Source organism: Pseudomonas graminis (assembly GCF_900111735.1).
GTDB classification, from domain to species: Bacteria; Pseudomonadota; Gammaproteobacteria; order Pseudomonadales; family Pseudomonadaceae; genus Aquipseudomonas; species Aquipseudomonas graminis.
Window position 1 is genome coordinate 1 of the sequence record NZ_FOHW01000040.1, and the last position, 24,152, is coordinate 24,152.

The 24,152-nt window shown below is 60.0% G+C and carries 20 protein-coding genes; 11 read left to right on the forward strand and 9 right to left on the reverse strand.

Annotated features, from left to right (window positions below; genetic code table 11):
• The first annotated feature begins 547 nt into the window (after positions 1-547).
• Both BMY98_RS22360 and BMY98_RS22365 read left to right on the forward strand, forming a co-directional pair.
• Complete coding sequence (locus tag BMY98_RS22360; RefSeq protein WP_074892562.1) at positions 548-2,440, forward strand: cytochrome c/FTR1 family iron permease; 1,893 nt, start codon at positions 548-550, stop codon at positions 2,438-2,440.
• Positions 2,441-2,467: 27 nt separating this feature from the next.
• Complete coding sequence (locus tag BMY98_RS22365; protein ID WP_074892563.1) at positions 2,468-2,950, forward strand: YaiI/YqxD family protein; 483 nt, start codon at positions 2,468-2,470, stop codon at positions 2,948-2,950.
• A gap of 50 nt (positions 2,951-3,000) precedes the next feature.
• On the opposite strand, the gene elbB is transcribed toward BMY98_RS22365, so the two are convergent.
• Together elbB and BMY98_RS22375 are read right to left on the reverse strand one after the other, a co-directional pair.
• Entirely contained in the window at positions 3,001-3,681 is a 681-nt protein-coding gene (elbB, locus tag BMY98_RS22370; protein WP_074892564.1) for an isoprenoid biosynthesis glyoxalase ElbB, read from the reverse strand.
• Between the two features lie 135 nt (positions 3,682-3,816).
• Positions 3,817-4,446, reverse strand: coding sequence for a DedA family protein (locus BMY98_RS22375; RefSeq protein WP_245760108.1), 630 nt, complete (start codon positions 4,444-4,446; stop codon positions 3,817-3,819).
• A 518-nt stretch (positions 4,447-4,964) separates the two neighbouring features.
• On the opposite strand from BMY98_RS22375, the gene ppk1 reads away from it, so the two are divergent.
• A complete protein-coding gene (gene ppk1, locus BMY98_RS22380) occupies positions 4,965-7,187 on the forward strand; it encodes a polyphosphate kinase 1 (protein ID WP_074892566.1) in 2,223 nt (740 codons plus the stop codon).
• Here the strand turns inward: ppk1 and ppx are convergent.
• From ppx to BMY98_RS22405, 5 genes are all read right to left on the reverse strand, one after another.
• Complete coding sequence (gene ppx, locus BMY98_RS22385; RefSeq protein WP_074892567.1) at positions 7,174-8,676, reverse strand: exopolyphosphatase; 1,503 nt, start codon at positions 8,674-8,676, stop codon at positions 7,174-7,176. The two genes, ppk1 and ppx, sit on opposite strands and share 14 nt — an antisense overlap.
• A 322-nt stretch (positions 8,677-8,998) precedes the next feature.
• A complete protein-coding gene (locus BMY98_RS22390; RefSeq protein WP_074892568.1) occupies positions 8,999-9,733 on the reverse strand; it encodes an amino acid ABC transporter ATP-binding protein in 735 nt (244 codons plus the stop codon).
• Positions 9,720-10,370: an amino acid ABC transporter permease gene (locus BMY98_RS22395; RefSeq protein WP_074892598.1), complete on the reverse strand. Its 651-nt coding sequence runs from the start codon at positions 10,368-10,370 to the stop codon at positions 9,720-9,722. Before BMY98_RS22395 ends, BMY98_RS22390 begins: the two co-directional genes overlap by 14 nt.
• On the reverse strand, positions 10,367-11,032 hold the full coding sequence (locus BMY98_RS22400) for an amino acid ABC transporter permease (protein ID WP_074892569.1): 666 nt from the start codon (positions 11,030-11,032) through the stop codon (positions 10,367-10,369). Before BMY98_RS22400 ends, BMY98_RS22395 begins: the two co-directional genes overlap by 4 nt.
• A gap of 23 nt (positions 11,033-11,055) precedes the next feature.
• Positions 11,056-11,841: a transporter substrate-binding domain-containing protein gene (locus BMY98_RS22405; protein ID WP_074892570.1), complete on the reverse strand. Its 786-nt coding sequence runs from the start codon at positions 11,839-11,841 to the stop codon at positions 11,056-11,058.
• 266 nt (positions 11,842-12,107) lie between these two features.
• Between BMY98_RS22405 and BMY98_RS22410 the strand changes: the two genes are divergently transcribed.
• From BMY98_RS22410 to BMY98_RS22440, 7 genes are all read left to right on the forward strand, one after another.
• Positions 12,108-12,812 carry a FadR/GntR family transcriptional regulator gene (locus BMY98_RS22410; RefSeq protein WP_074892571.1) on the forward strand — a complete coding sequence of 235 codons (705 nt, stop codon included), beginning with the start codon at positions 12,108-12,110 and terminating at the stop codon, positions 12,810-12,812.
• A 122-nt stretch (positions 12,813-12,934) separates the two neighbouring features.
• On the forward strand, positions 12,935-13,264 hold the full coding sequence (gene trxA, locus BMY98_RS22415; protein ID WP_074892572.1) for a thioredoxin TrxA: 330 nt from the start codon (positions 12,935-12,937) through the stop codon (positions 13,262-13,264).
• A 228-nt stretch (positions 13,265-13,492) separates the two neighbouring features.
• Positions 13,493-14,752: a transcription termination factor Rho gene (gene rho, locus BMY98_RS22420; protein ID WP_037016529.1), complete on the forward strand. Its 1,260-nt coding sequence runs from the start codon at positions 13,493-13,495 to the stop codon at positions 14,750-14,752.
• A 96-nt stretch (positions 14,753-14,848) separates the two neighbouring features.
• On the forward strand, positions 14,849-16,807 hold the full coding sequence (locus BMY98_RS22425; protein WP_074892573.1) for an acyltransferase family protein: 1,959 nt from the start codon (positions 14,849-14,851) through the stop codon (positions 16,805-16,807).
• Between the two features lie 70 nt (positions 16,808-16,877).
• A complete protein-coding gene (ubiD, locus tag BMY98_RS22430; RefSeq protein ID WP_074892574.1) occupies positions 16,878-18,344 on the forward strand; it encodes a 4-hydroxy-3-polyprenylbenzoate decarboxylase in 1,467 nt (488 codons plus the stop codon).
• Complete coding sequence (locus tag BMY98_RS22435) at positions 18,344-19,312, forward strand: CDP-6-deoxy-delta-3,4-glucoseen reductase (RefSeq protein ID WP_074892575.1); 969 nt, start codon at positions 18,344-18,346, stop codon at positions 19,310-19,312. The genes ubiD and BMY98_RS22435 overlap by 1 nt, the downstream gene beginning before the upstream one ends.
• 212 nt (positions 19,313-19,524) lie before the next feature.
• Positions 19,525-20,199 carry a gamma-glutamylcyclotransferase gene (locus BMY98_RS22440; RefSeq protein ID WP_074892576.1) on the forward strand — a complete coding sequence of 225 codons (675 nt, stop codon included), beginning with the start codon at positions 19,525-19,527 and terminating at the stop codon, positions 20,197-20,199.
• Between the two features lie 162 nt (positions 20,200-20,361).
• Here the strand turns inward: BMY98_RS22440 and glpT are convergent, their stop codons facing one another.
• A complete protein-coding gene (gene glpT / locus BMY98_RS22445; protein ID WP_074892577.1) occupies positions 20,362-21,711 on the reverse strand; it encodes a glycerol-3-phosphate transporter in 1,350 nt (449 codons plus the stop codon).
• Positions 21,712-21,928: 217 nt separating this feature from the next.
• On the opposite strand from glpT, the gene BMY98_RS22450 reads away from it, so the two are divergent.
• Positions 21,929-22,918 carry a WaaS/CpsH family glycosyltransferase gene (locus BMY98_RS22450; protein WP_074892578.1) on the forward strand — a complete coding sequence of 330 codons (990 nt, stop codon included), beginning with the start codon at positions 21,929-21,931 and terminating at the stop codon, positions 22,916-22,918.
• On the opposite strand, the gene BMY98_RS22455 is transcribed toward BMY98_RS22450, so the two are convergent.
• Complete coding sequence (locus BMY98_RS22455) at positions 22,915-24,057, reverse strand: acyltransferase family protein (protein WP_074892579.1); 1,143 nt, start codon at positions 24,055-24,057, stop codon at positions 22,915-22,917. The two genes, BMY98_RS22450 and BMY98_RS22455, sit on opposite strands and share 4 nt — an antisense overlap.
• Between the last annotated feature and the right edge of the window lie 95 nt (positions 24,058-24,152).

Consider the following 24,152-nt stretch of genomic DNA (forward strand, 5'->3'; position numbering starts at 1 on the left):
CGACACCCTCACCTTTGCGGTGTGACGGCTGAAGTCTTCCCGGCTAAAGCCGGTCCCACTAAAAGCATCGCGCTCGTCCAGTGGAAATGGCAGTGCTTGCTCGGGAATGCATTGTGTCAGTCACCGTCATGTCACAGACCCATCGCGTTCGCGACCGTCGTAACCTCCGATTGCTCCTACAGGTGATTCGCGTGCAACGCGGATGTCGGGCGCGCACACGAAGTTGTAGGAGTGAGCTTGCTCGCGAAAGCGGTGTTTCAGCCACGGCGATCTTACAGGCCCACCGCGTTCGCGACCGTCGTAACTTCCGATTGCTCCTACAGGTGATTCGCGTGCAACGCGGATGTCGGGCGCGCACACGAAGTTGTAGGAGTGAGCTTGCTCGCGAAAGCGGTGTGTTGGACGACAGGGTTAAAAGGGTTAGTGACGTCTTCCCGGCTGAAGCCAGTCCCTCAATTGAGTCACGGTTATCAATGCAGCGCTTGAGTCCCCAGCGGCGAACATGAACAATGGCAACCCTTCGCATTCCTATTTGAGATCCACCCCCATGTTCCGCTCCCGCTTATTGCCCTGCCTGAGCCTCGTGCTGTTGAGCCTGTTCAGCTTCGGTGCCTGCGCAGCGCCTGCCGAGGACGCGGCTCAGGCTTTGCATTTACTCGATTACATCGGGGCGGACTACCCGGCGACGGTCGCGAACGGCAAGGTCGTGGATGACGCCGAATACCGCGAGCAGGTGGAATTTCTCGCGTCGCTGCAGGGCACGATCGCCGGGTTGCCGGCAAAGCCAGAGCGCGCAGAGCTGGAGCAGGGCATCTCAGCGCTGTTGAATGCGGTCAACCAGAAGCAGGAAGGGGCGCAGGTGGCTCGTCAGGCGCGTCAGTTGGGCGCGAAACTGGCAGTGGCGTACGAGGTCAGCCAGGCGCCGGTGATTACCCCGGATCCCGCACGTGGTGCGCCCTTGTATGCGCAGTATTGTTCGGTGTGCCACGGCGATGCGGGCGCGGGGGACGGTCCGGCCGGTATCGGTCTTTCGCCGCCTCCCGCCAATTTGCGCGACGCAGCGCGGCTCGACCGCCTGAGTCTCTACGACATCTACAACACCCTCGGGCTGGGCATTGAAGGCACTGAAATGCCAGCGTTCGCGGACCAGCTGGATGACCGTCAACGTTGGGACGTCGCCACTTACATCGCAGGCTTCAGCGCGGACTCCGCTGCGAAGCAGGACAAACCCTACAACCTCGCTGATCTCGCGCGGCAGACGCCCGCTGAAGTCAGTGCCGTCGAAGGGCCGCAAGCCGCAGCAAGTTTCCGTGCACAGCGCGCACAGCCGCCTCAGGTTCAACGCGGCCCGGCGCAGCTGCTCGATTACACCAGCGCAACCCTCGACAAGAGTTTGGCCGCGTACCAGTCCGGTGATCGCGAGCAGGCGTATGACCTTTCAGTCGCGGCCTATCTGGAGGGCTTTGAGCTGGTGGAAAGCTCGCTCGACAACGTCGATGCGGCCGTGCGCAAGGACACCGAAAAAGCGCTCATGGCTTATCGGCAGTCGCTTCAGGATGGCCTGCCGGCAGCCCAGGCGGCGCAGAAGCTCGCTGAGGCCAAGGTCAAGCTCAAGAAATCGGCCGACCTGCTCGGCAGCGATGGCCTGAGCACCTCATTGAGCTTCATCTCCGGTCTGCTGATCCTGCTTCGCGAAGGCCTGGAGGCGATTCTCGTGCTCGCGGCCATTCTCGCGTTCCTGCGCAACACCGGTCAGCAATCGGCGGTGCGCAGCGTCAACGTCGGTTGGGGACTGGCGTTGCTGGCGGGCCTGGGCACGTGGGCGCTGGCAGCCTACGTCATCGATGTCAGTGGCTCGCAGCGCGAGCTGCTGGAAGGCGCGACGGCGCTGTTCGCCAGCGTCATGGTGCTGTGGCTGGGTGTGTGGATGCACGACCGACGTCATGCCGCCGCCTGGCAGGATTACATCAAGAGCAGCCTGGTGGGCGGCGGCGGGCGTTTCGGTTTCGCGGTGTTGGCGTTCTTCTCGGTCTACCGCGAGCTGTTCGAAGTCATTCTGTTCTACGAAACCCTGTGGCTGCAGGCAGGGCCCGCTGGCCACAATGCCGTTGTGGCCGGGGGCGCTACAGCGCTGGTGCTGCTGGTCGGCTTGGCGTGGGTGATCCTGCGGGGTTCGGCGAAGCTGCCGCTGACGCTGTTCTTCGGCATCAATGCCGCGCTGCTGTGCGCGCTGTCGGTGGTGTTCGCCGGCCATGGCGTGAAGGCGCTGCAGGAGGCCGGGATTTTTGGGACGCGTCCGGTGCCGTTCTTTGAATTCGACTGGCTGGGCATTCATGCCGACGCCTATTCCCTTGGCGCGCAAGCCATAGCGCTGTTGGCAATTGTGATGCTGTATGGCCGCAGTTGGCTAGCGGAGAAGCGCCGCGCGGCCATTGTCTAAATTCACTTTCTGAAATCGGAGTCGCGTATGCGCGTCTGGATCGATGCCGACGCCTGCCCCAAGGCCGCAAAAGACCTCGTCATCAAGTTCGCCCTCAAGCGCAAGTTCGAGGTCGTGCTGGTGGCGGGGCAGAGCCAGATCAAGCCGAGCCTGACCTTGGTGAAGTTGATTGTCGTGCCCAGCGGGCCGGATGCGGCTGATGATTATCTGGTCGAGCACGCCGTGCCGGGCGAACTGGTGATCTGCAGCGATGTGCCATTGGCGGACCGGCTGGTGAAGAAGGGTGTTGCGGCGCTCGACCCACGGGGCAAGGAGTTCGATGCGCAGAACATGGGGCAACGCCTGGCGATGCGCAACCTCTTCACCGATCTGCGGGAGCAAGGGCAGGCCAGTGGCGGGCAGGGCGCCTATGGCGAGCGGGAGAAACAGGCATTTGCCAACTGCCTGGACCGGATCCTGACCCGGCTGGCGCGAGAGTATCCCGCGCCGCCAGCAAGCGAGAACCCTTAAAGCTGCACGTCGCTGAGCGGCAGATGCGTCAGCACCCGATCTTCAAAAGATCAGTCGTCAAGGCGGTCTTCGTTTTCCTGTACCAGCTCCAGCACCCGATCCACCAGCTTGTTGATCCCGGATGCCGCCTCACCAATGGACGTTGCAACCATGTAAGCCGGTGTGCTCACCAGTTTGCGATCCTTGTCCTCGACGATCTCCGTCACCTCACAGTCCTGATGGGTCCCGCCCATGCGGGTAATCGCTGCGGCAGTATCGGCGTCGTTGCCGATCGTGCAGGTGACGCCTGGCCCATAGATTTTGGCGGCCAGCGCCGGCGAGACGCAGATGAGCCCGATGGGCTTGCCGGCTGCTGCGAACGCTTCGGCCATCGCCAGCACTTCAGCCTGGACCTTGCAGCCAGCGCCCTGGGTAGAGAAGTTCGACAGGTTTTTTGCGGCACCGAAGCCACCGGGGATGATCAATGCATCGAATTCAGTGACGTCGGCTTCGCGGATGTCTTCGACGGCCCCACGGGCGATGCGGGCAGATTCGACCAGCACGTTGCGCGACTCGGGCATCTCTTCGCCGGACAGATGATTGATGACGTGGTGCTGAGGGATATTGGGTGCAAAGCACTTCACTGCGGCGCCGCGCTGATCAAGGCGCAGCAACGTCAGCACGCTTTCGTGAATTTCCGCGCCGTCGTAAACGCCACAGCCAGAAAGAATAACGGCCACTTTTTTGGTCATTCGCGTGTTCCTCTCTCGGGCGCTCCGGCTCGTAGCCGGTTACGCAGGTCAGCATTGCGCTGATTGTCGCAAGCCATGAGCCTAGGACAACGCCGTCAGCGAATGTCTCCAGCTCCGTAGGCATGCGCCGAGGATTTACTCGTCAGAGGTGTTCCTGGCGTCTACATGGACTTGGGCGTTGGCTGCGACGGCCAGCTTTTCTTCGCGAGCGATGCGTGCGTTTTTAATGCGCCGGCGAACCCACAGCAGCACACCGATCACCAGCAATGCGCCCAACACCCACAGTTCGTACTTCTTGACGTTGCCCAGCAGGCCTTCGAGCACGGAGCCGAACTTGTACGCCGCCGCGCCCAGCGCCGCTGCCCATACCGCTGCGCCGATGCCGTTGAGCAACAGGTAGCGCCCCGGTGGATAGCCGGACAGCCCGATAGCGACCGGCATGACCGTACGCAAGCCATAGACAAAGCGGAAGCTCAGCACCCAGATGTCGGGGTGGCGCCGGATATGCTCCAGCGCGCGATCGCCCATCAGCTGCCAGCGAGGCTTGCGCGCCAGAAGCTTGCGGCCATGCTTGCGTCCCATGAAATACCAGAGCTGGTCGCCTGCGTAGCTGCCGAAGAAGGCAACCACCACGACCAGATTGATATCCATGTATCCGCGGAACGCAAGAAAGCCGGCAAGCACCAGAATGGTCTCGCCTTCAAAAAAGGTCCCGAGGAAAAGGGCGAAGTAGCCAAATTCTTGTAAAAAATGCTGGAGCATCATTTGGGTGCTGGCGAAATGAACGCGCAGCCTAACGCGCCCAAGGCATTCAGGAAAGTATGCAAATGTGTCACCGCGTTAAAGTTTCCTACGTTCGGGAGCGATTGTTCGCGCGAAGAGCGGGTTTGTGTCGTACACGTTACGTCGCAATTACGCCTGTCACGTGAGTGTCATAATCGCCGCTTATAAATGTCACGCTTGCCCGCCTGGATGGGCGCGGATCCCTTCCTTGCACGTTGCCCTCTATCTGGCGCCACGCGAATGTTTGCAGTTCAGGGCTTGCACCGTACGGAGAAATCCGTAGCGTGGAGAGTCAAACCGCTCACAGCATTGAGCCTGACGCCGGTCGCCACGCCCCGCGATATCGACCCAGGCTGCAACTATCGTCAGAACCGCTGCCCCCTGGGCGTGACCGTTGTTCCACGCGGTACGTCACCACTGTTGTGGCGCAAGCGGCATTCCGAGATCGGCCGTATGCGCGGCCCAACTGTTACAAGGCCAATTGCCTTACAGGATTATTCATGAGCACCGAAGGATCTACCGAAGCCGCAGTCGGGCTTGACCCTCAGCCCGTCAATCAGGAAGTCACTCCTTTGGTCGAGCCGACCATTGAAGTGGTCCCCGTGCTGGAACCGCCTCATCCGGCCCCGCATGCCATCGCGGTGCCCAATCTGGATGACAGCAGTCTTTATATTCATCGCGAGCTGTCGCAGCTGCAATTCAATATTCGCGTGTTGGAACAGGCGCTGGACGAGTCCTACCCGTTGCTTGAGCGGCTCAAGTTCTTGCTGATTTTCTCCAGCAACCTCGACGAATTCTTCGAAATTCGCGTTGCCGGGCTCAAGAAGCAGATCACCTTCGCCCGCGAACAGGCCGGTGCTGACGGTCTGCAGCCTCATCAGGCGCTGGCGCGCATCAGCGAACTGGTGCACGGCCACGTGGATCGCCAGTACGCCATTCTCAACGACATCCTGTTGCCGGAGCTGGAAAAGCATCAGGTGCGCTTCATTCGCCGTCGCAACTGGAACGCCAAGATCAAGGCCTGGGTGCGCCGTTATTTCCGGGACGAGATCGCGCCGATCATCACGCCGATCGGCCTGGACCCGACGCACCCGTTCCCGCTGCTGGTGAACAAGTCGCTGAACTTCATCGTTGAGCTGGAAGGCATCGACGCCTTCGGCCGCGACTCGGGTCTGGCGATTATCCCGGCACCGCGCCTGTTGCCGCGCATCATCAAAGTGCCGGAAGACGTGGGCGGCCCGGGGGACAACTATGTCTTCCTGTCGTCGATGATCCATGCCCACGCCGATGACCTTTTCCAGGGCATGAAGGTCAAGGGTTGCTATCAGTTCCGTCTGACCCGAAACGCCGACCTGGCCCTCGACTCCGAGGACGTAGAAGACCTTGCCCGCGCGCTGCGTGGCGAGCTGTTCTCTCGTCGTTACGGCGATGCGGTGCGTCTGGAAGTGGCGGACACTTGCCCGAAACTGCTGTCGGACTACCTGCTCAAGCAGTTCAATCTGAGCGAGACCGAGCTGTATCAGGTCAACGGCCCGGTGAACCTGACGCGGCTGTTCAGCATCACTGGCCTGGACAGTCACCCCGAGCTGCAGTACATGCCGTTCACCCCGGCGATTCCGAAGCTGCTGCAGAACAGCGAAAACATTTTCAACGTGATCAGCAAGCAGGACATTCTGCTGCTGCACCCGTTCGAGTCCTTCACACCGGTCGTCGATCTGCTGCGCCAGGCGGCGAAAGACCCTCACGTGCTGGCCGTGCGGCAGACGCTGTACCGCAGCGGTGCCAACTCGGAAATCGTCGATGCACTGGTCGACGCCGCGCGTAACGGCAAGGAAGTCACCGCCGTCATTGAGCTGCGTGCGCGTTTTGACGAAGAGTCGAACCTGCAACTGGCAAGCCGCCTGCAAGCGGCCGGTGCCGTGGTGATCTACGGCGTGGTCGGTTACAAGACCCACGCCAAGATGATGCTGATCCTGCGCCGTGAAGCCGGTGAGATCGTGCGCTACGCCCATTTGGGTACGGGCAACTATCACGCAGGCAACGCGCGTCTCTACACCGACTACAGCCTGCTGACCTCGGACGATGCGCTGTGCGAAGACGTCGGCAAGCTGTTCAGTCAGTTGATCGGCATGGGTAAGACGCTGCGCATGAAGAAGCTGCTGCACGCGCCGTTCACCCTGAAGAAAGGCATGCTGGACATGATTGCCCGGGAGACGCAGTTCGCGTCCGAGGGCAAGCCTGCGCACATCATCGCCAAGTTCAACTCGCTGACCGACCCGAAGATCATTCGCGCTCTGTACAAGGCCAGTCAGACCGGGGTCAAGATCGACCTCGTCGTGCGCGGCATGTGCTGCCTGCGGCCTGGCGTGCCGGGCGTGTCCCACAATATTCAGGTGCGCTCGATCATCGGTCGCTTCCTTGAGCACACGCGGGTGTTCTACTTCCTGAATGGCGGTGACGAGCAGATGTTCCTGTCCAGTGCTGACTGGATGGAGCGCAACCTCGACAAGCGCGTCGAGACCTGCTTCCCGGTGGAAGGCAAGAAGCTGATCCTGCGTGTGAAGAAAGAGCTGGAAGGGTACCTGACCGACAACACCCATAGCTGGCTGCTGCAGCCGGACGGGCGCTACATTCGCAGCACCCCGACCGGCAACCAGAACGCCCGCAACGTGCAGGCGAGTCTGTTGGAAAAACTCAGCAACCCGGTCCTCAGCGTACGTTGAGGATGATGCCGACTCGGGTCAGCCACTCCGCTTCGAGCGCGAAGTCGGCCTGAGTCAGCTGGTTGTTTTCCAGCCAGCCATCCGGGAACACGATGTCCAGGTGGTTATCGTTGGCAGTCAGCACAGGCTGCGGCATCTCTTGGGTGCCGCGAATGTGGTGGAACAGAATCGCGAAGCGCAGCAGCACGCACAGTCGGATCAGCTTCACGCCTTCGTTGCCGAACTCGGCAAACTTATCCTTGGGAATATTGCGACGATGACCGCGTACCAGCAGCGCGAGCATTTGCTGGTCTTCGCGTGAGAAACCGGCGAGATCGGAGTGCTCGATCAGGTACGCGCCATGCTTGTGGTAGTGATAGTGGGCGATGTCCAGCCCCACTTCATGGACCTTGGCGGCCCAGCTCAGTAACTCGCGATACGCATTGTCCTCAAGCTCCCACGCCTTTGCCACTTGCTCCAGCGCCGACAGGGCCTTGCGCTCGACACGGGCGGCTTGTTCCAGATCAACGTGGTAGCGCTCCATCAGCGAGCTGAGGGTGCGTTCGCGCACGTCTTCGTGGTGATGGCGGCCGAGCAGGTCGTAGAGCACGCCTTCACGCAGCGCGCCTTCGCAGTGGTCCATGCGCTTGAGGTCGAGGGCGTCGAAGATCGCTTCGAGGATCGCTAGCCCGGCCGGGAAGATCGCCCGACGATCAGGCTTGAGGCCTTCGAAATCGATTTTGTCCACTTCGCCCAGCTTCATCAGCTTGCGCTTGAGCCAGGCCAGGCCTTCGGCGTTGACCTCGCCATTGCCGTGGCCGCCGGCTTTCAGCGCCAGGCCGATGGCGCGAATGGTGCCGGAAGAACCGATGGCCTCATCCCACGTCAGGCGATGCAGCGCGTGCTCGATGCTCATGATTTCCAGCCGCGCGGCGGTGTAAGCCTGGGCGTAGCGCGCCGGGGTGATCTTGCCGTCCTTGAAATAACGCTGAGTGAAGCTGACGCAGCCCATCTGCAGGCTTTCGCGCAACAGTGGCTCGAAGCGCTGGCCGATGATGAACTCGGTGCTGCCGCCGCCAATGTCGGCGACCAGGCGTTTGCCGGGCGTGTCGGCCAGGGTATGGGAAACGCCCAGGTAGATCAGTCGCGCTTCTTCACGTCCGGAGATGACTTCCACCGGATGACCGAGGATTTCTTCGGCGCGATGGATGAATTCGTTGCGATTGCGGGCTTCGCGCAGGGCGTTGGTGCCCACGATGCGCACGGCGCCGGGCGGCATACCGTTGATCAGTTGGGAGAAGCGCTTGAGGCAGTCGAGCCCGCGCTGCATGGATTCTTCGCTGAGGCGGCGGTCGTCATCGATCCCCGCGGCCAGCTGCACTTTCTCACCGAGCCGCTCAAGGATGCGAATTTCGCCCTGATTGGCTTTGGCGACAACCATATGGAAGCTGTTGGAGCCCAGGTCGATCGCGGCGATCAGCGAGAGGTTTTTGGCTGTGGATAGCGGCATGGTCAAAAGGTCTCGGTCGATAACTCCGACATCGTGCCACGATCCATCACTGTCGCCAAACCGGCAACGTATTTGCGCGGTATTAGTAGGACTGGCTTCAGCCGGGAAGGGGCCAGTGTGTGCGCCGTCAATGTTGCGGTGTGACACCTGACGCCTTCCCGGCTAAAGCCGGTCCCACAGAGCACGCGCGGGATTTAGTAGGACCGGCTTCAGCCGGGAAGGGGCCGTTGTGTGCGCCATCAATGTTGCGGTGTGACACCTGACGCCTTCCCGGCTGAAGCCGGTCCTACAATTTGAGCCAAAGCCGGCCCTGCACCCGGACTCACCCCTGCTCAACCGACCCGATGAAATTCGCCAGCTCGGGCGTCTTGGGATTGGCCATCAATTCTTTTGGGTCGCCGACTTCATGCACCTTGCCCTGATGCATGAACACCAGTTTGTCGCCCACCTCCCGGGCGAAGCGCATTTCGTGGGTGACCATGATCAGCGTCATCCCGTCTTTGGCCAGCTCGCGAACGACCGCGAGGACTTCGTTGACCAGTTCAGGGTCGAGCGCCGAGGTGATTTCATCGCACAGCAGCACTTTGGGCGACATCGCCAGCGCACGCGCAATCGCCACGCGCTGCTGCTGACCACCGGACAGTCGGTCAGGGAAGGCGTCGAATTTCTCGCCCAGGCCCACCCGGTCGAGCATCTCTTTCGCCAGCTTTTTCGCTTCGGCTTTGGAAACCTTCTTCACCACCTGCGGTGCGAGCATTACGTTCTCGCCCACCGTCAGGTGCGGAAACAGGTTGAATTGCTGGAAGACCATGCCGACTTTCTGTCTCAGGCTGCGCAGGTCAGCCCGCGCGGCATCGAGGTATTCGCCGTCGACCTCAATCACGCCGTCATTGATCGACTCCAGCCCGTTCAGGGTGCGCAGCAACGTGCTTTTGCCCGAACCGCTGCGCCCGATGATCGCCACAACCTGACCTTCCTCGACGCTGAGGTCGATGCCCTTGAGCACGTGGTGATCGCCGTAATACTTGTGCAGGGCGGAAATTCTAAGCAGAGGCATGAAGTCTCCTTTCCAGGTAGCGCGCGCTGAGCGACAACGGATAGCAAAGCAGGAAGTAGCCCAAGGCAACGAAGCCGTAGACCATGAAGGGCTGGAACGTAGCGTTGGCGAGCATGCCGCCGGTTTTGGTCAGCTCGGTGAAGCCGATGATCGACGTAACCGCCGTGCCTTTGACCACCTGCACCGAGAACCCCACCGTCGGCGCCACGGCGATGCGCAATGCCTGGGGCAGAATTACATAGCGCAGTTGCTCGAACGGCGTCAGCGCCAGACTCGCGGAAGCTTCCCACTGGCCGTTGGAAATCGACTCCACGCAGCCCCGCCATATCTCAGCCAGGTACGCACTGGTGAACAACGTCAGCGCCAGCGCCGCGGCGAACCAGGGCGAAATGTCGATGCCCATCAGCGCCACGCCGAAGAACACCAGAAAAAGCTGCATCAACAACGGTGTGCCTTGAAACAGCTCGATGTAACAGCGCGCAAGCCTGCGCGGGACTGGCTTCTCGGAGATGCGCAGGGTCATCACCAGCAACCCGATCACGCCGCCGCCGATGAACGCCACCAGCGACAGCGCCAGTGTCCATTGCAGGCCGGTCAACAAGTTGCGCACGATGTCCCAAAGGGTGAAATCCATCAGCGGCTCCTCGCGATGTAGCGTCGACCGATCCATGCCAGTAACTGACGCACCAGCAGCGCCATGCACAGGTAGATCAGCGTGGTAATGATGTACGTCTCAAACGAGCGGAAATTGCGCGATTGAATGAAGTTCGCGGCGAAGCTCAGTTCCTCGGTGGCGATCTGCGAGCAGACCGCCGAGCCGAGCATGACGATGATGATCTGGCTGCTCAGCGCCGGCCAGACCTTGCCCAGTGCCGGGACCAGTACCACGTGGCGGAAGGTCTCGAAGCGGGTCATCGCCAGCGCGGCAGACGCCTCGATCTGACCGCGCGGAATCGCCTGCACGCCCGCACGGATGATTTCCGTGGAATAGGCGCCGAGGTTGATGACCATCGCCAGCACGGCGGCCTGCCACTCCGATATCTGCAGGCCCAGCGACGGCAATCCGAAGAAGATGAAAAACAACTGCACCAGAAACGGCGTGTTGCGGATCAGCTCGACATAGACACCGAAAATGGCCGAGAACGGCTGGATTTTCCACGCCCTGACAATCGCCCCGACGATGCCAAGACTGACGCCGAGCAGGGTGCCGATCGCGGTCAGCTCCAGCGTGAACAGTGCGCCGCGCAGGAGCAGGTCAGTGTTTTGCAGGACCGGGATAAAGTCGAACTGGTAAGCCATTTAAGCGCCTCGGCAGTCGATGATCAGAGGTCGGCAGGCAGTGGCTGCTTGAGCCAGGTCTGCGCGTTCTTCTCCAGCGCGCCGTCTTTCTTCGCCGCTTCGAGGATCTCGTTCACTTTGGCGAGCAACTCGGGCTGACCTTTGTTCACGCCCACATAGACTGGCGAGTCCTTGAGCTTCACTTTCAGCTCAGGAATGCGCTTGGGGTTCTTCTCGCTGATGGCGACCATCACCACGTTGCCGCTGGCGATCAGGTCGGTCTGCTTGGCCAGGTAGGCCGCTATGGTCGAGTTGTTGTCTTCGAAGCGTTTGATCGTTGCTTCCTTCGGTGCGACGGCGGTCAGCTCGATGTCCTCGATGGCACCACGGGTCACGCTGATTGTCTTGCCCTTCAGGTCGTCCACGGTTTTAACCGCGTCTTCAGGCGGGCCGAACACCGCGAGGTAGAACGGCGCGTAAGCGCGAGAGAAGTCGATGACCTTTTCGCGGTCCGGGTTTTTACCGAGGCTAGAAATGACCAGGTCGACCTTGCCAGTGGTCAGGTACGGGATGCGGTTGGTGCTGTTGACCGGGGTCAGCTCAAGTTTGACCTTCAACTGGTTGGCGATGAGCTGTGCGGTGTCGATATCCAGGCCGCGCGGCTTCATGTCGGGGCCGACCGAGCCGAAGGGCGGGAAATCTTGCGGGACAGCGACTTTCAACGTGCCACGGGCGGTCACATCATCCAGACCATTAGCGTGGGCAGGGGCCTGGCCGAGCATGAGGCTGGCAAACAGTGCGGCGAGCAGGGCGCTGTAACGCTGGGTCATGTGGTGTCTCCGAATCGATCAATGTGCAGGCGAAGCCCGGGTGATGGCCAAGCACTAGTGCACAGCCCATGCCAGACGCTGGTTTGCGACCGTGGAATGCGGGCCGCAGGCGTGATCCGGTCTAACTGGTCTGAACAGTGAATAGGCGAGTCGCCCCGCTTTGGCGCGCCCGAAAGGCCCGGCGCCCCTACCTTGGGCGTCACTTGCCGGATGTCTCCGATGGGGATACAAGGGATTTTTCCTACGGTTTACGCACCTTAATTGCCATGCATCCGAGCCCTGTCGCTGTGCCTGAAGCCGCCTTCCAGGCGATCCGCAAATTGATCGCCGAGCAGGGCTATGTGCCCGGCGACAGCCTGCCATCTCAGCGGGATCTGGCGATTCGTCTGGGCGTCAGTCGCGCTTCGTTGCGTGAGGCGTTGTCGTCATTGAGCGCCCTGGGGCTGATCAGTGTGCAGCCCGGCAAAGGCGTCTTCGTACAGGCGGTTTCTGAACCACAACGGAGCACGGACGGATTTTCCTGGCCGTATGCGGCGCACGCATCACCTGCTGAGACTTTTCAGTTGCGCTATGCGTTGGAAGGTTTCGCTGCCGGGCTCGCAGCGGTCACGCTGACGGCCGACGAGCGCGATGTACTGGAAGATAACGTCGAAGCCATGCGCCTTGAGCTCAAGGCAGCGGATTTTGAATGCGCGGCCCGGCTGGACTTTGATTTCCACCGGCGCATCCTCGTCGCCAGTGGCAATCAGGCGATTCTGGGGATCATCACCACCAGCGCCGACATTTTTCTGGAGAGCCAGAAGCTGCCTTTTATTCGGGCGGGCAGGGCCATGGAAACCTGGCAGGAGCATCGCAAGATCCTGCGGGCGTTGGCGCGGAACGCGTCTGGCCCGGCGCAGAAAGCCATGCAGGAGCATATCCGTGGCGCGGCGTTACGCACCGGCATCGTGTTCGTCGCGCCCTCGGGTTGAGACCGTTGATTGACGCAACCATACCGAGTCATAGCTAGAGACAATTAACCCCGGCTTCCTGTCACCGCGTGACACAGTTATGATGGCCCACGTTTTTTTGCCTATGACCTCGGAGAAATCTCATGAGTAACGACCTGATCAAACACGTCAGCGACGCGAGCTTCGACGCCGATGTCCTGAAGGCTACCGGCCCTGTACTGGTGGATTACTGGGCTGAATGGTGTGGCCCATGCAAAATGATTGCACCGGTTCTGGATGACCTCGCTACCCACTACGAGGGCAAGCTGACCATCGCCAAGCTGAACATCGACGACAATCAGGAAACCCCGGCCAAGCACGGCGTTCGTGGTATCCCGACCCTGATGCTGTTCAAGGACGGTGAAGTCGCGGCGACCAAGGTCGGCGCACTGTCCAAGTCGCAGTTGCAAGCGTTCCTCGACGCCAACATCTGATGACGATATAGCCCCGCAAATCGCGGGGTTTATTTCTGGCGTCGTACTAGACGCTTAGAAAATCAAGTGGTACATTCGGCCCCGCAACGGCTTCTCCGTTGCCCCCTGCTAGCCGTCGCCGACGCTCTCCTTTCGATTTGTACGCGATCCTGTCGCCTTCTCTGCGGCGCGGCCTCATTAAGCCAAAAGCTTAATTTCCCCCTCCATACATGATTACGTCATTCCTATATGAACCTGACTGAACTCAAGCAAAAGCCTATTACCGATCTGCTCGAAATGGCCGAACAGATGGGCATAGAAAATATGGCCCGTTCGCGCAAGCAGGACGTGATTTTCTCCCTGCTGAAGAAGCACGCGAAAAGCGGCGAGGAAATCTCGGGTGACGGCGTGCTGGAGATCCTCCAGGATGGCTTCGGCTTCCTCCGTTCTGCAGACGCCTCCTACCTTGCCGGCCCAGACGACATTTACGTCTCGCCCAGCCAGATCCGCCGTTTCAACCTGCGCACGGGCGACACCATTGTCGGCAAGATCCGTCCGCCGAAGGAAGGCGAGCGTTACTTCGCACTGCTCAAGGTCGACACCATCAACTTCGACCGTCCAGAAAACGCGAAGAACAAGATTCTGTTCGAAAACCTGACGCCGCTGTTCCCGACCATTCGCATGAAGATGGAAGCCGGTAACGGTTCCACCGAAGACCTCACCGGTCGCGTCATCGATCTGTGTGCCCCGATCGGTAAAGGTCAGCGCGGTCTGATCGTTGCTCCGCCAAAAGCGGGCAAGACCATCATGCTGCAGAACATCGCGTCGAACATCACGCGCAACAATCCTGAAGTCCATCTGATCGTTCTGCTGATCGATGAGCGTCCGGAAGAAGTCACCGAAATGCAGCGCACCGTGCGCGGCGAAGTGGTTGCTTCCACCTTTGACGAGCCACCTACCCGTCACGTGCAGGTCGCCGAAATGGTGATCGAAAAGGCCAAGCGCCTCGTTGAGCACAAGAAAGACGTGGTCATCCTGCTCGACTCCATCACCCGTCTGGCTCGCGCCTACAACACCGTCATTCCGAGCTCCGGCAAGGTCCTGACCGGTGGTGTCGATGCACACGCCCTCGAGAAGCCAAAGCGTTTCTTCGGTGCGGCACGTAACATCGAAGAAGGCGGCTCGCTGACCATCATCGCCACGGCACTGGTTGAAACCGGCTCGAAGATGGACGAAGTGATCTACGAAGAATTCAAAGGTACCGGCAACATGGAGCTGCCTCTGGATCGCAAGATCGCAGAGAAGCGCGTCTTCCCGGCCATCAACATCAACCGTTCCGGCACACGCCGCGAAGAGTTGCTGACGGCCGACGACGAGTTGCAGCGCATGTGGATCCTGCGCAAGCTGCTGCATCCTATGGATGAAGTCGCAGCCATCGAGTTCTTGATCGACAAGCTGAAACAGACCAAGACCAACGATGAGTTCTTCCTGTCGATGAAGCGCAAGTAACACCCTGCGCTGAACCGACCGTAGAAAAATGGTGTCCTTCTGGACGCCATTTTTTTTGACCTTTTCTGTAGATATCTCCCGTAGACAAGGAGCGTCATGCACACGTTTGGCAATCGTCGCGATATCGATGGACTTCGCGCCCTGGCCGTGGTCCCGGTGCTGTTGTTTCATTTCGGTCTGGGCCTGAGCGGCGGCTTCGTCGGTGTTGATGTGTTCTTCGTCATCTCCGGCTACCTGATCACGTCCATCATCTTCCGCGAGATCAGTGCAGGGCGATTCAGCTTTGTCGATTTCTGGGCCCGTCGCGCGCGACGCATAGTCCCTGCCGTGACCGTTGTCGTACTGGCCACGTTGGCGTTTGGCTGGATCTTGCTGACGCCCAAGCACTACGCCGAGTTGGGCCGGGAAGTGCGCTATCAGTCGATGTTCATGTCCAACCTGCTGTTCATGCGGCAGGACGGCTACTTCGATTCCGCCTCAGACTTCAAACCGCTTCTTCACACCTGGTCACTGGCGGTGGAAGAGCAGTACTACATTTTCTTCCCGCTGCTGATGGTTTTGGCGACGCGGTACGTGCGGCACTGGCGCTGGTTGCTGCTCGGCTTGCTGGTGCTGTCGTTCGGGCTGAACATCTGGGCGATCAAGCACAAACCCGAAGCTGCATTCTTTCTGCTGCCGATGCGTGCATGGGAACTGCTGTGCGGAGCGATGCTGGCCATCGCGCCTGCGCCTAAACGTCCGCTGCCGAGCTGGGTGTACCAGACGGTCAGCCTGAGCGGCTTTGCGGCGGTCGTGCTGGCGATGCTGAGTTTTGACAAAACCACGCAATTCCCCGGCTGGGCGGCGCTGCTGCCGGTTCTTGGCACCACGGCGATGATCTGGGCCAACGGTCATCCCGCGTCATGGGTTGGGCGTTTGCTGAGCATCAAACCACTGGTGGCAATTGGTCTCATCTCCTACTCGCTGTACCTGTGGCATTGGCCGATCCATGTCTACGCCAACGCGATCTCCGTCGACGGTATTTCCGACCTGGAAGCGATCGGCTGGATCCTTCTGGCGGGCGCGCTCGCTTGGCTGAGCTGGCGCTTCGTTGAGCTGCCATTCCGTGAGCGCCGCGTGCTGGCTGGCCGCAAGCCGGTGCTGATTGGCGGCTTGATTACCTTGGCCGTTTTAGCGCTGGTAGGGCAGGCGGTACGCTCCAGCGATGGTGTGCCGCAACGCATTTCGGGTCAGGCCCTTGCGTATGCGCAGTCGCAGGAATGGAACGCCGGGCAGATGGACTGTTTCTTGCTGGGATCAAAGAAGAGCCAGGGGCTGGACAAACTCTGTCGGGCAGGTGGGAAGGAGGACGCGCCGCCATCTCATCTCATCTGGGGCGACAGTCATGCGGCCGCCCTTTGGCCTGGCGTGAAAAACGCAGCCGAGCGGGCGCATGTGCCTGTCTGGCTCGCGAGCTTGAGCGGCTGTCCGCCCCTTGTCAGCACCGCAACAAGCAAGCGCTGCCAGGACTTCAACGCGTTGAACGTCGAGCGCGTTCGGGCACAGAAAATCTCTGACGTGACGCTGGCCGCGCGCTGGAGTTTGTACATCTACGGCCTGGAAGACGGCAACAAGAGCAACGTGCTGCTGAAAAACGAATCCATTGCTCAAAACCAAGCGTATTTTGCCGACGCCTTAAAAGCCCAAATCGCCGAATTGCGGGCGGCCGGGGCGCAGGTCTGGTTGTTCAAGGAAGTGCCGCAGCAACGCAAGGGCGCTATTGAAAGACTGAGCAGCCTTGCGAGAGTCGGCCGCTCGGCTGCGCAGGTTGGACGTCCGCTGGCAGAGCTCGATGCTCGGCAGGCATTCATCAATCAGTTGTTCGCCAGCCTGAGTGAGGCGGATGCAGGCATTCACCTGATCGATCCTAAACCACTGCTGTGCGAAGGCGGCCTGTGCCGTGCCGAAGTTGACGGGCGTTCGCTGTACAAGGACGAAGATCACCTTTCGGATCTGGGCGGCGAGAAGATGGAGCCGCTGTTCACGCCGATATTCCGCGAAACACCGCGTATTTGAGTTGGACACAAGCTGCCCTCTGCGGTCATAGCAGGTAGGATGTGCATCTATTTGGTGAGTGGCCGGGTTAATGAAATTCAAGGATCTACGGGATTTCGTGCAGCAGCTTGAGCAGCGCGGAGAGTTGAAACGCATTCAGGTACCCATTTCCCCTGTACTGGAAATGACCGAAATCTGCGATCGGACCCTGCGCAACAAGGGGCCGGCGTTGCTCTTCGAAAAGCCAACGGGCTTTGACACCCCGGTGCTCGGCAATCTGTTCGGCACGCCCGAGCGGGTTGCCATGGGCATGGGCGCCGAGTCGGTGTCCGAGCTGCGGGAAATCGGCAAGCTTCTGGCCTTCCTCAAAGAGCCCGAGCCGCCCAAGGGCTTGAAAGACGCCTGGTCCAAGTTGCCTATCTTCAGAAAAGTCATCGCCATGGCGCCGAAAGTCGTCAAGGATGCCCCATGTCAGGAGATCGTGATCGAGGGTGACGACGTCGACCTCGGCATGCTGCCCGTGCAGACCTGCTGGCCCGGCGATGTAGGCCCGCTGATCACGTGGGGCCTGACGGTCACTCGCGGGCCCAATAAGGAGCGGCAAAATCTTGGCATCTACCGCCAGCAGGTGATCGGCCGCAACAAGGTGATCATGCGCTGGCTCAGCCACCGCGGCGGCGCGCTGGATTTCAGAGATTGGTGCAACAAACACCCGGGTCAGCCATTCCCGGTGTCCGTGGCGTTGGGCGCTGACCCCGCCACCATTCTTGGCGCCGTGACGCCAGTGCCCGACAGCCTGTCCGAGTACGCATTCGCCGGCCTGCTGCGTGGAAACCGTACCGAACTGATCAAGTGCCGTGGCAACGACCTCCAGGTCCCGGCCAGTGCAGAGATCGTCCTCGAAGGTGTGATTCATCCCGGCGAAATGGCCGACGAAGGCCCTTACGGCGACCACACGGGCTATTACAACGAGGTCGACAGCTTCCCGGTCTTCACGGTCGAGCGCATCACCCACCGCATCAAGCCGATTTACCACAGCACCTACACGGGCCGGCCACCTGATGAGCCCGCCATTTTGGGCGTGGCGCTCAATGAAGTGTTCGTGCCGATACTGCAGAAGCAGTTCCCGGAAATCGTCGACTTCTACCTGCCGCCCGAGGGTTGCTCGTACCGCATGGCGGTCGTGACGATCAAGAAGCAGTATCCCGGCCATGCCAAGCGCGTGATGCTGGGCGTCTGGTCGTTTTTGCGACAGTTCATGTACACCAAGTTCGTTATCGTCACCGACGACGACATCAATGCCCGTGACTGGAATGACGTCATCTGGGCAATCACCACGCGCATGGACCCCAAGCGCGACACGGTGATGATCGACAACACGCCAATCGACTACCTCGATTTCGCCTCGCCGGTCTCCGGTCTGGGTTCGAAAATGGGGCTCGATGCCACGCATAAATGGCCGGGCGAAACCACCCGTGAATGGGGTCGCGCTATCGTCAAGGACGAAGCGGTGACCCGCCGGATCGATGAAATCTGGACTCAGCTGGGAATTGATTGATGCGTGTAACCTTGCAGCCATCGGGCGCAGTCATCGAGACATTGCCGGGCGAGCGGATCCTCGACGCTGCGCAGCGGCTGGGCTACGAATGCCCTCAGAGCTGTCGCAACGGCAATTGCCATATCTGTTCCGCGCTGCTGGTTGAAGGCAGCGTTGAACAGGCGGGAGAAATCCGCAACCACGGCGAAATTTACACCTGCCTGGCGGTGCCGCAGCAAGACTGCGTCGTACTGTGGGACAGCGTGCTGCCCCTTGGGGAGCTGCCGATGGGTACGTTCGCCTGCCAGGTCAGTGAGTGTGTGGAAGTCGGCGGCGATGTATGGCGCGTGATGCTCCGCGCGCCTGCGGGCAAACCGCCGCGTTATCACGCCGGTCAGTACCTGATGATCCATCGGGACGACGGGGAGAAATCTGCATTTTCCATGGCCTCAGCGCCGGAGAGCGGGCGAGATCTGGAATTTCACGTGCTCGCCCGCGAGGCGAGTGCGCAAAATCTGATCAAGCAGTTGCAGCGCGATGGCATGGCGCGAGTTGACCTGCCCTTCGGTGATACTCACTTGGGCGAATTGCCCGATGGCCCGCTGGTATTGATCGCGGCAGGCACCGGTATGGGGCAGATGCACAGCCTGATCGAGCATTGCCGCTCAAAAGGCTTTCCGTATCCGGTGCATGTGTATTGGGGAATGCGCCGTCCGGAAGATTTCTATCAGCTCAAGCATTGGGATGAATGGCAGACGCTGCCCAACCTGTTCCTGCACAAGGTCGTCAGTGATCTGTGCGGTTGGGAAGGGCGCTGCGGCATGCTGCACGAGGCGGTCTGCGAGGACTTCAGCGATCTGAAGTCGCTTTATGTATACGCCAGCGGTTCACCGGCGATGGTCTATTCGACCCTTGATGCGCTGGTGCTGGCCGGCATGGATGCGCATCAGATGCGTGCCGATGTTTTCGCGTACGCCCCGAGGCCCTGAAGCGCAGCCACTCGTCGACACAGGATGTGGACAGCGTATTGCATGACTGTTTGTCAGATAACGGTTTTTCCGGCGTGACCCATGCGCCGGTGGCCGAGTCACAACGTCAAACTGCCTGCGATGCCGTCTGATTGTTCATTCGTTGTTGCCAGACCCGTTTCATGAGTGTTCAGCGTTGCACCGGCGTCAGCCTTGTCGGTGGGGGGAACCAGATGGGGAATCAAATCAATATCCTGGCGGAAGCCGTCCATGACGGCCTGGGGCTGTCATACCCGCCGGTCATCGATCTCGGGCCGAAACTGAGCCGCGAACAGTTGCTTGCCTCCATCCACGCCACGATGAGCCGCCATCAGGGCGGTCCGATCTGGTTGTTCGCGTACGGATCATTGATCTGGCGGCCCGAGTGCAGCGCCGTCGAGCGTCAGCGCGGTCGGGTCCACGGCTATCACCGCGGTCTCTATCTTTGGTCCCACGAACACCGCGGCACCCCCGAACAGCCAGGGCTGGTGTTCGGTCTGGATCGCGGCGGCTCCTGCAGCGGATTCGCCTACCGATTGCCCGAAGACAATATCGACGAATCACTGCTGGCGTTGTGGCAGAGAGAAATGCCTTTCCCGTCCTACCGCCCGCACTGGCTTAACTGCCGGCTGGAAGACGGCACCAAGGTGCAGGCTTTGGGATTTGTGCTGGAGCGACATCTGCCCAGTTACGCCGGCAACCTGCCCGACAGTGTGCTCACCCAAGTGCTGGCCAATGCCAGCGGGCGATTCGGGACCACCTGGGAATACGTCGAACAAACCATCCGCGCACTGCGCACTCACGCCATGCCGGACTTGAGCCTGGAAGCGCGGTTCAAGCGGTGCAGGCCGGTGTTGTTGGCGATATAGCCGCCTGATTCGCTCACGTTGGGTCTGACTGATGGGCACGCCTCAGCACTTCACCTGTAGGAGCGCGCTTGCCCGCGAATGCTTTGTGTCAGTCAATAAATCTGTCTCAGACAGATCGCAATCGCGGGCAAGCGCGCTCCTACATTCTCGCTGAGAAAGATGCTAAGCCATTTCCTCTCGCGACTGGCTCGCCACCCGCGTATGCCGCAGCGTTGGTATCAGGAACGCTATTGCGAGGATGCAAGCGGACACCAGCAGCACGAAGCCGCCGTCCCAGCCAAAGTGGTCGACTGTGTAGCCCATCAGCGCGCTGGCGGCGACCGAGCCACCGAGGTACCCGAACAGACCTGTGAATCCTGCTGCCGTACCGGCTGCTTTCTTCGGTGCCAGCTCAAGGGCCTGCAAGCCGACCAGCATGACCGGGCCGTAGATCAGGAAGCCGATCGAGACCAGAGCAATCATGTCGACGGTGGGGTTGCCTGGCGGGTTGAGCCAGTAGACCAGCGTCGCAACAGTCACCATTGCCATGAACACAATGCCGGTCAGGCCACGGTTGCCACGGAAGATCTTGTCGGACATCCAGCCGCACAGCAGCGTGCCCGGAATGCCTGCCCACTCATAGAAGAAGTACGCCCAGGACGTCTTGTCGACGTCGAAGTGCTTGGCTTCTTTCAAGTACGTTGGTGCCCAGTCCAGCACGCCGTAGCGCAGCAGGTAGACGAACACGTTGGCCAGCGCGATGTACCAGAGCATTTTGTTGCGCAGGACGTATTTGACGAAGATCTCTTTAGCGGTGAATTCCTCTTCGTGGCTCGCGTCGTAGCCTTCCGGGTAGTCGTTCTTGTAGTCCTCGACTGGCGGCAAGCCCACGGACTGCGGGGTATCGCGCATGGTGACGAAGGCGAACAGGGCGACAAACAGGGCAACCGCCGCAGGCACATAAAACGCGGCGTGCCAGTCGTTGGTCCAGCCAAGTCCGAGCAGGAACAGCGGGCCGATCAAGCCACCGCCGACGTTGTGCGCCACGTTCCACACCGACACTACGCCACCACGTTCCTTCTGCGACCACCAGTGCACCATCGTGCGTCCGCTCGGCGGCCAGCCCATGCCCTGGGCCCACCCATTGATGAACAGCAGTACGAACATGATGGTCACGCTGGACGTCGCCCAGGGCGCGAATCCGAACACGAACATCACCAGCGCGGAAATCACCAACCCGAATGGCAGGAAGTAACGCGGGTTTGAGCGATCCGACACCAGCCCCATCAGGAACTTCGACAGCCCGTATGCAATGGCAATCGCCGAGATCGCAAGCCCCAGTTGACCGCGGGTGTATCCCTCATCGATCAGGTAAGGCATGGCCAGCGAGAAATTCTTGCGCAGCAAATAGTAACCGGCGTAGCCGAAGAAGATGCCGGCGAAAATCTGCCAGCGAAGGCGGCGGTAGGTGGAGTCGACACGCTCCTCAGGCAGCGGAGCCTGATGGGCGGCAGGACGAAAAAAGGCAAACATCGGGACACTCCATTTATTTTTTTGTTATGCGAATCCGAATATTACATTTTCGTTACAGAAAATAGGAAGGCTTCTCATCGGATAATAAGGCCGTAAATATGGGGCGAGAGGGAATTCCTTTGCGAACATCGCCTTTGTTCAGTGCTGCCCCTGGGTGCGTTTCGGTGCGTGGGACAGGTAAAGTGCGCGCTCATGGGCTCAAGATTGGCAAACCGACATGCAGTCACCCCCGCTTGGGATTCGGAATCAAAAAATCATCATTCTGTGCCGCGATGTCGGCGGATACCTTGGTCGGCTGAGCACCTTCCTCGGCAAGTCGAACGACGTTGTGTTCATTGACCTGACCCAAGGTGGGAAGGAGATGTCCTGGCTTCCGGGAAAAATGCGGCGATGGCTGAAGAAGTACCTGATCATTCGACGTGCCCACGCTGAGATCCGGGCAGCAGGGCATGTCGACGCATTGCTGGTGGTGAACCCGAGTCAGCTGGATGAGGGCCTGGTCCTGCAGGCGCAATCCGCCGCGAGGCTGACCATTGCGTACCTGTCAGACGGCATCGCACGGCTGGCCATGCCGCTCGATCAACTGGCGACCTTTGACAAGGTCTACACCTTCGATGGCGCTGACGCCCGCGAATACCAACTGCGCAAGCTCTACAACTACATCTACGAAGAACACGCCGACTTCAAAACGACGTCCGACTTCAAGGCTTTCGTGGTGATGGGCGGCAAGCACCGCGTTGATGTGCTCGGCCGGGTGGCTCAAGCGTTTGAACAATTGGGCTACAGCAGTACCTGCAAGTTTCTGGTGCAAAGCAAGCCTGTGCCGGGAGCCAGTCCATTACTGACTTTCTTTCGCCAGCGCATGGGCATCGATGAAACGGCCGAATACGTCAGGCGTTCGGAAATACTGATCGACATCGTCCGGCCGGGCCACGCGGGTTTGAGCTTCCGTTTTTTCGAAGCGCTGCTCTATCGCAAGAAAATGATCACCAACAATGCATCGGTGGCGGATTACGACTTCTACGATCCTCGCAACATCTTGATTATCGACAGCGATCACCCCGTGATCCCTGAATCGTTCATCAGCGGCGAATACGTGGACCCGCCCGAAGAGGTCGTGCAGCGGTACAGCATGGCCAGCTGGACTAACGAGGTTTTCAGTTCGCCGCCGGCCGGCCCGAATCGATTACCCATTACCGAATCTTAAGCGTCCGGCAGGGCCGCTTTGGCGCTCGGCGTTGCCTTGCGCAGGAACGGATGCTCGATGCACCAGTACGTCGCGACGCTGATACTGCTGGTCAGCAGGATGATCAGCGGTAAGTACAGTGCGTAGCTGAGCGGATCCGGTGTGGTGAAGTCGTACACGCCCAGCAGGCTGAACATGCTGTATATGACGATGCCGTGCAGCAGGTAAATGCTGAAGCTGGCCTCGCCCAGAATCTTCAATCCTCGAATCTCCAGTACCCCGTGCAAGCTGTTGCCGAGCACAAACAGCGCAAACGGAATGCCGAGGATCAGCATCTGCAGCGTCGAATACGACTTGAGCCTCATGCTGATCAGCAGTATCACGACCGCAACCAGCGTACAGCGCACGCCCGTGAAGTCGATTTTCCACTGGCGCATCCGGTCTTCAAAGACCGCCACCGCGATGCCGACAGCGAACAGTTTGATGAACCGGTTGTGAAAGTGATGGTGGTATTCGCCCCACAGGCACGCTAGCGCAATCAGCCCGACCAGGACGGCCATGCCGGGGAGCTTGCGCCGAAGCAGGCAATACAGCACCGGCAGCGACAGGTAGAAGACCGCTTCATAGAGCAGCGTCCACTGCACCGAGGCGTTGATACGCACGGTATCCGGAAAACCATTGATGGGGCTGCCGATTAAAATCAGCCATCGACCGAGCGACTTGATGGTGTCCATGATCGGTGCGCTGATGTCAGCGGATTGATACAGCGCGATGGCCGTAATCAGCGCGACGCTGAAGAGGTACATCGGGAAGATCCGCCGTAACCGTGACGACAGGATCAGCCGCCATTTCGGCTCGCTTCGGTAGATCTTCGCGGTAAACAGGTAACCCGTGATCATGAAAAACAGCGACACCGGTACCGTGCCCATGTTGTTCAGCACGCGGCTGTCCGTGGTTTCCCAGACCCCGTTGACGTGCCAGTAATAACTGACGATGAAGTGATGAACGATGACTGCGGTGGCGAGCACGCCGCGCAGTCCGTCCAGCGACGAAATGCGGTGGAGGGCGTCTTGGGAGAGGATCGGCAGGCGCCGGGTGGCAAGGCAAAATATCGCGATCGACAGCGCGTGCAGCGTAATCAAAATCAGAGTGACGGTCATCAATACTGGGTCCGCAGTTCGTATGGGAGTCGATACCGAATGACTCGTGTTCGGTATGTATCGGCCGTGAAATATACGGAACACATTAAGTGCCG